General features: G+C 65.7%; 12 protein-coding genes. 10 read left to right on the top strand and 2 right to left on the bottom strand.

The genetic code is table 11. From position 1 onward, the window contains the following. The first annotated feature begins 112 nt into the window (after window positions 1–112). The 8 genes from HBF26_RS10330 (at window position 113) to HBF26_RS10365 (ending at window position 9,242) form a co-directional block, all read left to right on the top strand. Window positions 113–1,072 carry an acetyl-CoA carboxylase carboxyltransferase subunit alpha gene (locus tag HBF26_RS10330; RefSeq protein ID WP_167125715.1) on the top strand — a complete coding sequence of 320 codons (960 nt, stop codon included), beginning with the start codon at window positions 113–115 and terminating at the stop codon, window positions 1,070–1,072. A 127-nt stretch (window positions 1,073–1,199) separates the two neighbouring features. Beyond that, a complete protein-coding gene (locus HBF26_RS10335; RefSeq protein WP_167125717.1) occupies window positions 1,200–1,943 on the top strand; it encodes an NYN domain-containing protein in 744 nt (247 codons plus the stop codon). After that, on the top strand, window positions 1,940–3,229 hold the full coding sequence (gene tilS, locus HBF26_RS10340; RefSeq protein ID WP_167125719.1) for a tRNA lysidine(34) synthetase TilS: 1,290 nt from the start codon (window positions 1,940–1,942) through the stop codon (window positions 3,227–3,229). Before HBF26_RS10335 ends, tilS begins: the two co-directional genes overlap by 4 nt. Window positions 3,230–3,261: 32 nt before the next feature. Next, entirely contained in the window at window positions 3,262–3,522 is a 261-nt protein-coding gene (locus tag HBF26_RS10345; RefSeq protein ID WP_167125721.1) for an exodeoxyribonuclease VII small subunit, read from the top strand. Next, the gene (gene ispA / locus HBF26_RS10350; protein WP_167125723.1) at window positions 3,503–4,405 is read left to right on the top strand and encodes a (2E,6E)-farnesyl diphosphate synthase; all 903 of its coding nucleotides are present in this window, start codon (window positions 3,503–3,505) and stop codon (window positions 4,403–4,405) included. Before HBF26_RS10345 ends, ispA begins: the two co-directional genes overlap by 20 nt. A gap of 170 nt (window positions 4,406–4,575) precedes the next feature. Beyond that, entirely contained in the window at window positions 4,576–6,408 is a 1,833-nt protein-coding gene (locus HBF26_RS10355; protein WP_167125725.1) for a type IV secretory system conjugative DNA transfer family protein, read from the top strand. Between the two features lie 14 nt (window positions 6,409–6,422). Then, complete coding sequence (locus HBF26_RS10360; protein ID WP_167125570.1) at window positions 6,423–7,244, top strand: hypothetical protein; 822 nt, start codon at window positions 6,423–6,425, stop codon at window positions 7,242–7,244. Between the two features lie 18 nt (window positions 7,245–7,262). Next, on the top strand, window positions 7,263–9,242 hold the full coding sequence (locus HBF26_RS10365; protein WP_167125727.1) for a T6SS phospholipase effector Tle1-like catalytic domain-containing protein: 1,980 nt from the start codon (window positions 7,263–7,265) through the stop codon (window positions 9,240–9,242). Window positions 9,243–9,320: 78 nt separating this feature from the next. Here the strand turns inward: HBF26_RS10365 and HBF26_RS10370 are convergent, their stop codons facing one another. Together HBF26_RS10370 and pmbA are read right to left on the bottom strand one after the other, a co-directional pair. Further along, window positions 9,321–9,713, bottom strand: coding sequence for a DUF4870 domain-containing protein (locus HBF26_RS10370; RefSeq protein ID WP_167125729.1), 393 nt, complete (start codon window positions 9,711–9,713; stop codon window positions 9,321–9,323). Window positions 9,714–9,954: 241 nt separating this feature from the next. Then, on the bottom strand, window positions 9,955–11,304 hold the full coding sequence (gene pmbA, locus HBF26_RS10375) for a metalloprotease PmbA (protein ID WP_167125731.1): 1,350 nt from the start codon (window positions 11,302–11,304) through the stop codon (window positions 9,955–9,957). Window positions 11,305–11,427: 123 nt separating this feature from the next. Between pmbA and HBF26_RS10380 the strand changes: the two genes are divergently transcribed. After that, the gene (locus HBF26_RS10380; protein WP_167125733.1) at window positions 11,428–11,676 is read left to right on the top strand and encodes a DUF1653 domain-containing protein; all 249 of its coding nucleotides are present in this window, start codon (window positions 11,428–11,430) and stop codon (window positions 11,674–11,676) included. Then, window positions 11,673–12,212, top strand: a complete 540-nt coding sequence (gene yjgA, locus HBF26_RS10385) for a ribosome biogenesis factor YjgA (protein ID WP_167125735.1) — start codon at window positions 11,673–11,675, stop codon at window positions 12,210–12,212. Before HBF26_RS10380 ends, yjgA begins: the two co-directional genes overlap by 4 nt. The last annotated feature ends 104 nt before the right edge of the window (window positions 12,213–12,316 follow it).

Raw genomic sequence — 12,316 nt, forward strand, 5'->3', positions numbered from 1 at the left:
TGGTGTGGCGTTTCAGCCACTTACGGCAGCCGCGGGGCGTCCATACCCTCACGCACACCCGCCAGCCCGCCACTCGGTATAATCAGCGGTCTTGCCCGGATCACGCGACTTCATGAATCCCAACTTCCTCGATTTCGAACAACCCATTGCCGAACTGGAAGCCAAGATCGAAGAACTGCGCCATGCCAGCAGCGGTCAGGCGTTCAACATCGACGAGGAAGTGGGCCGGCTGCGCGAGAAGCTGAAGCTCAAGACCGCCGAGATCTTCCGCAACCTCACGCCGTGGCAGATCAGTCAGGTATCGCGCCATCCGGCACGCCCTTACACGCTGGATTACATCCAGGGCATGTGCGAGGAATTCCACGAGCTGAAGGGCGACCGCATGTTCGCGGACGACCAGGCGATCGTGGGCGGCCTCGCGCGCATCAGCGGCCGCTCGGTCATGGTGGTGGGCCACCAGAAGGGTCGCGACACCAAGACCAAGGTGAAGCGCAACTTCGGCATGCCCCGTCCGGAGGGTTATCGCAAGGCGCTGCGCCTGTTCAAGATGGCGGAGCGTTTCGGCATTCCGGTGTTCACCTTCATCGACACCGCCGGCGCATGGCCGGGCATCAACGCCGAGGAACGCGGCCAGTCGGAGGCCATCGCGCGCAACCTGCTCGAGATGGCCGAACTGCGCGTGCCCATCGTGTGCACGGTCACCGGCGAAGGCGGCTCCGGCGGCGCGCTGGCCATCGGCGTGGGCGACCGCACGCTCATGCTCCAGTACTCCACCTATTCGGTCATCACGCCGGAAGGCTGCGCTTCGATCCTCTGGAAGAGTGCCGACAAGGCGAAGGACGCCGCGGAGGTCATGGGCCTCACCGCGCCGCGCCTGCTGGAGAACGGGCTGATCGACAAGATCGTGCGCGAACCGCTCGGCGGCGCGCACCGCAACCCGCAGTCCATGGCAACGCGCCTCAAGGCCGTGCTGCTGAACCAGCTCGACGAACTTCAGGCGTTGCCAATCGACGAACTGCTCGAGAAGCGCTATCACCGCCTGCGCGGCTACGGCGCCTTCAGCGAGGGTTGACGCCGTTCCTGCGCAAGCAGGAACCCAGCGCCTCGCTCCACCTGCAAAACGACACCGTGACGTCGGCTTCCTACAATCCGACGCGAAGCGCGTACCATCGGACATCCGCCGCCTCCGGAGTTCCACGATGGCCAACGACAACACCGCCAAGCTCGCCGTGCTGATCGATGCCGACAACGCCCGGCCCGCCATCGTCGACGGTCTTCTCGCGGAAGTCGCGAAGTACGGCACCGCGCACGTGAAGCGGATCTACGGCGACTGGACCGGCCCCAATCTCGGGGGCTGGAAAACGGCGTTGCTCGACCACTCCATCCAGCCGATCCAACAGTTCGCCTATACCAGCGGCAAAAACGCCACCGACTCGGCGATGATCATCGACGCGATGGATCTGCTTTACGCCAACCGGTTCGACGGCTTCTGCATCGTGTCCAGCGACAGCGATTTCACCCGGCTCGCCTCGCGCATCCGCGAAGCGGGCCTCATCGTTTACGGCTTCGGTGAACGCAAGACGCCGCTGCCTTTCGTTTCGGCCTGCGACAAGTTCATCTACACCGACCGCCTGGTCGGCACCGTCGAGAGCGAACCCGCGGAACCAAAGGCAAAGAAGTCGCCGAACGAATTGCGCGGCGACACGAAGCTCACGAACCTCCTGCGAAACGCTGTCGATGCCGCGTCCGACGAGAACGGCTGGGCGTCGCTCGGGGCCGTCGGCAGCATCGTCAACAAGCGCTCGCCCGATTTCGATGCCCGCGATTATGGGTACTCGAAGTTCAGCGGACTCATCAACGCCATCGGTCTCTTCGACATCGAAGAGCGCCAGATCGGCAATGCAAAGCACCCGTACGTGCGCAACAAGCCGCGAAACAAATGAAGCCGGATCTTTCCGCACACCTCGACCGTGCGCTGGAAGAGGTCGGCGAGACGTCGCTGCTTGTTGCCTACAGCGGCGGCCCGGATTCCACGGCACTCCTGCACGCCCTCGCCATGCGCACGCCGCGTCCCGCGTTGCGTGCCCTGCACGTGGATCACGGCCTGCACGCGGAGAGCGGCGTCTGGGCGCTGCACTGCCGGCGCTTCTGCGAATCGTTGGACGTGCCCTTCGAAGCGATGCGCGTCACGGTGGATCTCACCCGCGGCGAAGGTGTCGAGGCCGCGGCCCGTCGCGCCCGCCTCGCGGCCTTCGCTTCCGCGCTGAAACCCGGGGAGCGACTGGTCCTCGCGCACCATCGCGACGACCAGGTGGAGACCGTGCTGTTGAAGCTGCTGCGCGGCGCCGGCCCCGAAGGGCTTGCGGGCATGCGTCCCTGCCGCCCGCTCGGCGCGGGCCTGTTGTGGCGCCCACTGCTCGAGCTGCCTCGCACTGCGCTGCTCGACCATGTCGCCGGTTTCGCTCTCGACACGGTGCACGATCCCTCGAACGACGATCCGCGCATTGCGCGTGCTTATCTGCGCGGAACGGTACTGCCCGCGCTCCTGGCGCAGTGGCCGCAGGTCGCCACCAGCATCGCGCACAGCGCCCGGCTCTGCGGCGAGGCCGCGGAAACCCTGCGCGACGGTTGGCTGGGCGCCCTCGACCGGCTCGGTGACGACCGCGGCACACTGGATGCCACCGGCTGGCTGGCGCTGCCGCCTGCATGGCGCTCCCCGCTCCTCGACCACTGGCTGCATGCTGCGGGCCTGTCCGCCCCAACCACCGCACAGCGTGAAGCACTCGAGCGCCAGGTTCGCGAGGCCGCGGCGGAACGCCTGCCGCTCGTCGGATGGGCGGACACCGAGGTGCGCGTGTGGCGGGGTCGCATGTGGGCCATGCGGCGGCGCGGCGGCTTCGACGAAGGCTGGTCGGCGCTATGGTCGGGGGAGCCGCTGGCGCTTCCCGGCGGTGGCACGCTCGCCCTCACCGGCGGGCGTCTGCCAGCCCCCGTGACCGTGCGCTACCGCCAAGGCGGCGAAGCCCTACGTCCGCATGGCGACCGTCACACCCGGGAACTGCGCGACCTGTTCCAGCAAGCTGCGGTGCCGCCCTGGGAACGCCCGCGCATCCCCCTCGTCGAAGCCGGCGGCCGCCTCGTCGCCGTGGCCGACAAATGGCTGAGCGAGGAAGGAAAAATCCTGTTCGCTGCCGTCGGCGGCGCACCGGTGTGGCACCTTGGCGATTGATTGAAACGCCCGCCTGAGCTAGTTTTGCGGCCATGCCGAAAGCCCCAGACACCCCCGCGCCCGCGTCGTCGATCGCCGAATTCGAGCATTCGCTGGACGAACTCGAACAACTGGTCACGCGGATGGAAGGCGGGGAACTCAGCCTCGACGAGTCGCTGAAATCGTTCGAGCGCGGCATCGGCCTCTACCGGCATTGCCAAACGGCACTGGAGCAAGCGGAATTACGCGTGCGCCTGTTGCTGGACCCCGAAGCCCCCGATACCGCCGAACCCTTTGACTCCCGCATCGACTGACCTGCCGGCGCCGCTCAAGGCGCTGGTCGGCCGGGCGGACGACGCGCTCGCGCGTGTCCTTCCCGGCGAACAGCTGCCGCCCGCGGACCTGCACCGCGCCATGCGTTACGCCGTGCTGGGTGGCGGCAAACGCCTGCGCCCGCTGTTCGTCTACGCCGCCGGCCACGCGCTCGGCTGCGACGGGCCCATCCTCGATGCGCCCGCCTGTGCCGTGGAAATCATCCACGCCTACTCGCTGGTGCACGACGACCTGCCCGCGATGGACGACGATGCGCTGCGCCGTGGCAGGCCCACGTGCCACATCGTGTTCGGCGAGGCCATGGCCATCCTGGCCGGCGACGCGCTGCAGGCGCTCGCCTTCGAGATCCTGGCCAGCGCGCCCGGCGACGACGATCCGCGCCAGCGCATCGCCATGCTGCGCGCGTTGGGCGCTGCCTGCGGCGCCGAAGGCATGGCCGGCGGCCAGGCCTTCGACCTCGCCGGTGTCGGCCGAAAACTTTCGCTGGACGAACTGGAGCGCATGCACGCCTACAAGACGGGCGCGCTCATTCGCGCTTCGGTCCGGCTGGGGGCGCTGGCTGCGGGCTGCCGCGACGACGCGATGCTCGATCGGCTCGACCGCTACGCACACGCCGTAGGCCTCGCATTCCAGGTTCGCGACGACATCCTCGATGTCGAGGGCGAATCCGCGGTGATCGGCAAGACCGCCGGCAAGGACGCCGCCGCCGACAAACCCACCTTCCCTTCCATCCTCGGTCTGGATGCCTCGCGCGAACGCCTGGCCACGCTGGTCGACGAAGCCCTGGACGCCATCGGGCCGCTCGGCGAACGAGGCGAGTGGCTCGCCGAACTGGCGCGGTATTCCGCGCGACGCGGGCACTGAGGAAAGGCGCAGCTTTCGAAACATCTGAAACGCCGGACGAACCGCACTGGTCGCAGACGATCGATGAAAACCAGGCATAGCGCGGCCTACAGCGCATGTCAGCAACCGATTATTGCCACGACGTCCCACTTATTTGAGCATCCCCTGCGTACTACGCAAGGAACCTGCTCATGCGCTCATGGAAGGCGATCGTCGCCGTCATTGCTCCGCTCGCCGCTACCGTCGCTGCGGCTTACGGCTCGGCCTATGCCATCAACCTCTTCCTCGGCCTCGACGATCAGCCCCTGCGCTGGGACAACGCATGGCGGTACTACCACGCGCTCGATCAGCCGCGCGTAGCGCTCTACGCATGGCGCATCAAACTGGGAATCGCCGCGGGTTGCGTGCCGCCTTTCCTCGCCTGCTGCGCGGCATGGGCCAAGCTGATCAAACACAGGTCCAGCGCGGAACCGACACATGGCGACGCCCGCTTCGCCACCCTGGCCGACGTACGAAAGGCAGGGCTTCTGAAGCGCAGGCCGGAGAGCATCCTGATCGGCAAGTACAAGGGCCATTATCTCTGGCTCGGCGGTGCCCAGCACATCATCAGTATCAGCCCCACCCGCTCCGGCAAGACCACCAGCCTCGCGATACCGGTGCTGCTGACGTACCAACATTCGATCGTCGTGCTCGATCTGAAGGGCGAACTGCACAAGACCACCAGCGGACAACGCAGGGCCATGGGCCAGGATGTCCTGGTCTGGGCGCCGTACGATGAGCATGGCCATACGCATCGCTTCAATCCCATGACCTTGCTCGCCGGCATGGCGCCGGCGAAGCGGATCGGCGAATTGCAGACCATCGCGGCCATCCTCTACCCGGACCAGCCCGGGACCGATCCCTTCTGGATCACGCAAGCCCGGGCAGCCTTCACCGCTTTCGCCTCGTGCATGTTCGAGGCCTGGGATGGCAAGCACCTGGGCGGCGCCGGCGCCCATCCTTCCCTGGTAAACACCCTGGACGACTTCCCCAGCTTCGAGCGCATCTTGCGCTTCTCCAGCGGCAGCGACGGCGAGACGGGCCGGGACATGCTGAACAACCTTCTGAGGGACAGCACATCGGGTCACCTCAGCCCCCAGACCCGCACGGTATTCGCCAACCTCGCCGGCCTTGCGGAGGAAACCTTCTCCTCGGTGATCGCCGCGATGCAGGCGCCCTTGCAGCAGTTCCTCAGCCCGATCCTTGCGGCGGCGACCAATGCCACGGACTTCGACATCCGCAGCCTGCGCAAGGCACCCACCACGCTTTACGTGAACATCCCCACGAACAAGCTGGACGAAAGCAGCAAGCTGCTGAACATCTTCTTCAGCACGGTGATCGGCAACAACCTGGACAAGCAACTGGGCGAAGAGCCCGATCTGAAGTACCAGATGCTGATGCTCATGGACGAGTTCACGGCGATGGGCCGGGTGGACGTCTGGGCCAAGCGCATCTCCATCGCGGCGAGCTACGGCGTGCGCGACCTGTGCATCGTGCAGAGCCGCGCCCAGCTGAGCGGCACGTACGGCGAGAACGACGCACAGAACTTCATCACCAACCACGGTGCCCAGATCGTGTTCGCGCCGCGAGAACAGACCGATGCGAACGCCTACAGCGAGATGCTGGGCTACCGCACCGTGCGGAAGAAGCAACGCAGCACCAGCCACGGCGGCAGCGGTCGGCAGGTGTCGACCAGCCATATCGAGGAACGCCGCGCACTGCTGCTGCCGCAGGAAATCAAGGAACTGCCCGCCGACGAGGAATTGGTCTTCTACGAGGGTTGCAAGCCGATCCGGGCGCGGAAGAACTGGTTCTTCAAGGACAAGGCTTTCCAGCAATTGGCGAGCATGCCGCCCGCAGCCATCAGGCGGCGTCAGGAGCCTGACGCCATTCCGGAAGTCGCTGTCGAGCGTCGGCCCAAGAGCGGACGGGCAAGAACCGCCTTGTCGCAACGCGCACGCCGTACGAGTACGGCGGTGGCATGAACCATGGAGACGTCATGTCAACTGAAGACGACTTTGGTGAGGAAGGCGCGCGTCCTTCGTCGCTCATCCCTGTTCACAAGCTAGCGACGCGCGATCCGCTGCACGACATGCAGCTATTGCATGACGTGGCGATCATCAATGAGCGGGTGCGACGCGAATTGGGACCACCGCCACGCTCCGCATCTCAACAGAAACCCGGGAAGGAACGGGAAGACATGAAACCTCGCGAACTTGCCATAGCGGCGCTGATCGCCGCGAGCTCTTCGGGCGTTACCGTTTGTGCGGCATCTGCACAGACGTTAAGCGAGGAGCGATATATCGACCCCGCGGTGCGTGCGGAACTCAACCTTCAGCCGCCCAAATGGCCGTTGAAGTTCAAGGACCATTCCTTCAGGGTGGTCTGTTACAGCACGCAAATGTGCAAGGTCTGGTATGCAGGCGCGTGGTCGATCCGCGACAAGCCGACACCGCCTTCAGCCAAGTACGGTCCGAAGTATCTCGATCACCTACTCGGTGGCCACGTCGGCATTGCCAATTTCCCCGAACCGGCGGAAGTCACTTGGCGCTCCATGGACGGTACGGCGCATCAAGCACATATCGACATCGGTTCGATCTTCCGCGACGAAGTAGCCATCCATAACGTAGCTCGTGACGAGGTCGCCGACCTCGTTGACGGAGAGCTTTCCGGGGATCCACAGATTCTTCTGGAGATCAATGACAGAACGATTCGGGTCTACATGCGCACCTATGTCCCGACGAAGCATTTCCAGATCCCAGGCAACCCCTATAGCGCTTCTCGCTACGAACCGATTCTCGCCAGGACCTATCACTACTAAACACACGGAGTGTGAGCCATGGGACAACTTCTTTCCGGCGGTACGACTCGCCCGGCCAGCGCGAGCGATTTGGACGCCTACGAGCGAATGCGCGAACAGCAGGCGAAACAGACTGTGCCGGTGCTGCAACATCGTGACAGGCCGCACGAGTACCTGTTCATCGCCCTGTTCGATGGCACAGGACAGAGCGCCTACAACGATCGATTACTAACGAACATCGGCGAGTTGAAGAAGCAAGCCGACGAACTTGCTGATGAGCACAGTAATCGAATCCGCGTCGGCTATGCCGAAGGTATCGGAACACAGAAGAATCCGCTCGCCCGCGCTATCGACGGTGCCTATCCTTACACGTGGGACGATAAGATACGGAAAGTTTATTGGGATCTTGCGACGGCAGCGGATCAATGGAAGCGCGAAGACCCGCAGGCGCAGATTCGCGTCGTCGGCGTCGGCTACAGCCGAGGCGCCGTCCTCGTACCCGGGTTGGCGCGTCTGGTCGATCAGTTCGGTATCGCCCATCCGGAAGGTTTGAAGTTCGGGCGTGACGCCCACGGCAACCTCACCGTGAAGTCGCCGAGCACCCTCGTCCCGCCGGGCGAAGTGGCCCAGGCCGTCGGACTGTTCGATCCGGTCGGTACGAATCTTCCGAAGAACTACGACGCGCGCCTGCCGAAGTCCGTGCTGTCGGGCTTCTCGCAGATTGCCCGCGACGAGCAGCGCGAGTTGTTCCCCCACCAGACCATCCTCGATCCGGATTGGTCCGACGACGGCCGTTTCTTAAGTGCCACCCTCCCCGGCGGCCATTCCAATGTCGGCGGCGGCAACGACGACGCGGGGCTCGAAACCCTGGCCTTCAACGGCATGGCCGACTATCTGAACGCGCTGACCGATCGGCCGCTGTTCACGCATCGAGAGGTGCCGCCGGATCCGGCGCAGTTCACCATCTTCCAGGCAGACGGCGTCACCGCCGCCTTCGGCTTGCGCATGGACAAGGACGGCCAGCGCAACCTTCGCGACGAGTTGGCAAACTGCAAGATCGTCGATATCTGCCGAGATGCCGAGGCAGTGGATCCCTCTCTGGCCAGCCGGTTCGACTGGCAGCGCGTCACCCCCGAACCGCCCAAAGCACTGCCAGCACTGCCGGAAGCCGCCGAGGTAGCGCGAACCGTCGAAGCACCCGCGATGCCCGGTCCAGCGCCGACACCGCCGACGCCACCGCTGCCCGTCGTACCCGTCATCCGCCTCGACGACCCGAGCCACCCCGATCACCGCATGTATCGCGACGCGCAGGCGCATGTGTATGACCTCGACCGACAGGTCGACCGGACACCCGACCAGCGCAGCGACAACCTCAGCGCCGCCCTCGTCGTCGCCGCCCGCTCCGACGGCCTTGAGCGCATCGATCGCATCGAACTCAGCAAGGACGGCGCCACGCTCACGGCCATCGAAGCGCCGTTCGACCGGGCGGAAAGGCGCAGCGAGGTGTCCGTCGTCGCGTCGATGAACACGACGATGGCACACAGCGCCGACCGGTGGTCGACCGCCATGCACGACTTCGCACAACGTCGGACCCTGTCGCACGACGTGGCGCAAGAAGCGACCCTGGACTCGCCGCCGGCGCACCTTCCCACGTCGTCGACCATCGGCCGGAACGATCCGCGCCATGCGGACCATCCCCAGCACGGGCTCTACAACGAGCTGGCGCGCTGCGTGCCCGACGCCTCGGAAGACCGCCTGCTGGAATTCACCGCCGCCTGCCATGCCAGCCGGATCACGGCCGACAATCTTTTCGACGTGCGCCTGGACGAGGACCGGATGACGATCGAGTTCATCGGGACCGGCGTCCGGACCCGGCCGGCCCTAATCGATCTGGAAAAAGAGCCGCCCCTCCCCGAACAGGCCATCGAGCAGATCCAGCAGTACGACCAGCGGCAGGCGCAAATCATGGAGGAGACGCGCGCGCAGCAGGCGCAGGCCAGCATGGGGCGCTCGCTCTGAGCGCCTGCCCGGCGGGCGGAGAGAACGAAAGAGGCCCGCCGAAGCGGGCCTCTGCGTGCAGCGCCGGAACCGGTGGGCTCAGGAAATCAGGCGCAGCGTGAACGGATAGCGATAGCTGCCGTCCGAACTGACGCGAACCGCCGCGATGATGCAGAAGATCAGGTTGAACAGCCACAGGAGGGGCGTGAGGAACGCACCGATGATGACGAACGCGAGCACCCAGCAGATCACGTAGCCGATGAGCACGGTGATCTGGAAGTTCAGGGCTTCCTTGGCCTCGCCGACCAGATAGGTCTTGTCGGTGCGGTCCTTGTGCACCAGCCAGACGATGAGCGGCACGATGATGCTGAAGATGATGCCCGAGAGATGGGTGAGCATCGCGATGTTCTTGTCGTCGTTGTTTGTCGCTACAGGGCCGGTGGGCTCGTAGGGGGGCGGCGACGGCGGGATCTGGTCGGACGGCGTGCTCATGGCGGAACTCCGTGGACGATGTCGGGCTCAACTGTCCCGTGCGTCCGAGCTGGTGTCAAGCCGACGTTTGGCACAGGGAAGACGAACTGTGGGAGCCGGCTGTGCCGGCGATCCCGCGGCAGCGGGCAAGCGTGCCGCGAGCACCCATCGCCGCTGAAGCGGCTCCCACACAAAGCGACGATGCCGTGACGCCGGTTGCTCGCCGCCATAGCGGCTTCTACAGCGCGTTCCCGCCTTGCGCTTATTCGCCCGCGATGGTCATTTTCTCCACCAGCCACGACCCAGTAAGCACGTGCGAGCGGCGGTCCACGTCCGATCCGACCGCCACGAGGTTCGCGTACATATCGCGCAGGTTGGCCGCGATGGTGATTTCCTCGACCGGATAGGCGATCTGGCCGTTCTCCACCCAGAAGCCCGACGCGCCGCGCGAATAGTCGCCGGTGACGATGGACACACCCTGCCCCATCACCTCGGTCACCAGCAGGCCGGTGCCGAGTTTGCGCAGCATGCCGGCAAAATCGTCGTCGCCGGTCTTCACAAAGAGGTTGTGCACGCCGCCGGCGTTACCCGTGGACGAGAGGCCGAGTTTGCGTGCGGAATAGCTGCCCAGGATGTAGCGCTGCAGCACGCCATCGACGACCAGAGGCGAATCCACGGTCGCCACGCCTTCGGCGTCGAAGACCGAGGAACCATGGCCTCGCGGAATCAGCGGTTTCTCGTCGATGCGGAACCATGAGGGAAGGATCTGCTTGCCCACGTGGTCCACGAGGAAGCTCGAGCGCCGGTACAGCGAACCGCCGCTCACGGCCCCTAGCAGGTGGCCGAGCAGCGAGCGGGCCACTTCCGGCGCGAACAGCACCGGCGCCTGGCGGGTACCCAGGCGGCGAGCGCCCAGCCGGGCGAGCGTGCGCTCCGCCGCCTTGCGGCCGATGTCGGCCGCGCCCATGAAGTCGCCGGCGTGCCGCACGCTGTCGTACCAGTAGTCGCGCTGCATGCCATCGTCGTCGCCGGCAATCAGCGCCACGGACAGGGAGTGCCGCGTGCCGCGTTCCCGCCCCACGAAGCCGTGGGAATTGGCGTAGACGGAGACGCTCTGGCCGGCATTCACGCTGGCGCCGTCGGAATTCGTGATGCCCGCGACCGCGCGGCCGGCGTCCTCGATGTCGCGCCCGAGCGCGATGGCGTCGTCCACATCCAGATCCCAGGGATGCCACAGATCGAGGTCCGGAAACGACGTGGCCATGCGCTCGGCGTCGGCCAGCCCGGAGGCCGGGTCTTCCTCGGTGAACCTGGCGATCGCGCAGGCCTGGTCGATGGTGGCCTGGATCGAATCGGGATTCAGGTCGGCCGTGCTCGCGGAGCCCTTGCGCCCGCCGAAATACACGGTGAGGGAGAAGCCGCGATCGCGCGTGCGCTCTACCGTCTCCACCTCGCCCAGGCGCACGTTCACATTGAGGCCCACGTCGATGCTGGCCGACACCTCCGCCTGGCTGGCCCCGGCGGCGCGGGCCCGCCGGATCGTCTCCTCGGCCAGTTCGGCGAGGCGGTCGAGGTCCTGGTGGCTGGTGTCGGGGGTCACAACTTGGCTCACGTGGGCGTCCTGGGGCTTGGGCGGTTAGAATATCGGGCCGTACGCGGCCGATCCCCTGCAAGTGGGGGCCGCGTTGCCCGATAAAAAGCAAAGGGCACCGCCCATGGTGCCATGGAAACCCTAATGAGCGTCCGTGTCGGCTACTACCGCCACTTCAAGGGCATGCCCTACCGTGTGCTGGGAAGCGCCCTGCACAGCGAGACGATGGAGGAACTGGTGATCTACCAGGACCTTTACGACCAGCGCCGGCTCTGGGTCCGTCCCGCCGCCATGTTCGCCGAAACGGTCGAGCGCGACGGCAAGACCATGCCCCGCTTCGCCTTCGAACGCGAAGCCGACGATTTCCAGTCCATCACGGATGCCATGCCATGAAGCCTTTCGACGACCGCCCGCAAGACGACGAAGAGGACTTCGGCCCCAGCCGCAGCGAAAAGCGCCGCAACGCGCTGGACATCCTGAAGCTCGCCGGCCAGCTCGTGGAGTTGCCGCCAACGCGCATTCCCAAGCTGAACCTGCCCGAGGACATCGTCGACGAGATCGGCCGCACGCGGAAGGTCACCTCGCACATTGCCCGCAAGCGCCAGCTCGCCTACCTCGCCAAGCAGATGCGCAGGCACGGCGACGAGGCCTTCGTGGACGCCCGGGCCGCGCTCGGCGAGGACCGCGACCGGCAGCGTCAGGAAGCGGCGCACATGCACCGCCTGGAGGCCGCGCGCGAGAAACTGCTGGAAGGCGGCGATACCGCGCTGGGCGAACTGTTCGACAAGCACCCCGATCTGGACCGTCAACACCTGCGCTCGCTGGTTCGCCAGGCGAAAGCGGAACGCGAGGCGAACAAGCCGTTGCACGCGTTCCGGGAGATCTATCGGATATTGAAGGAACTCGAGGTGGCATCTTCCGCCGACTAGGTGCCGCGGCCCAAGGGAGATCGCTGCGGCTTTATGTGGGAGCCGGCTATGCCGGCGATCCCGCGGCAGCGGGCACTCTAGCGAGCACCCATCGCAGCTGAAGC

Source organism: Luteibacter jiangsuensis (assembly GCF_011742555.1).
Taxonomy (GTDB): domain Bacteria; phylum Pseudomonadota; class Gammaproteobacteria; order Xanthomonadales; family Rhodanobacteraceae; genus Luteibacter; species Luteibacter jiangsuensis.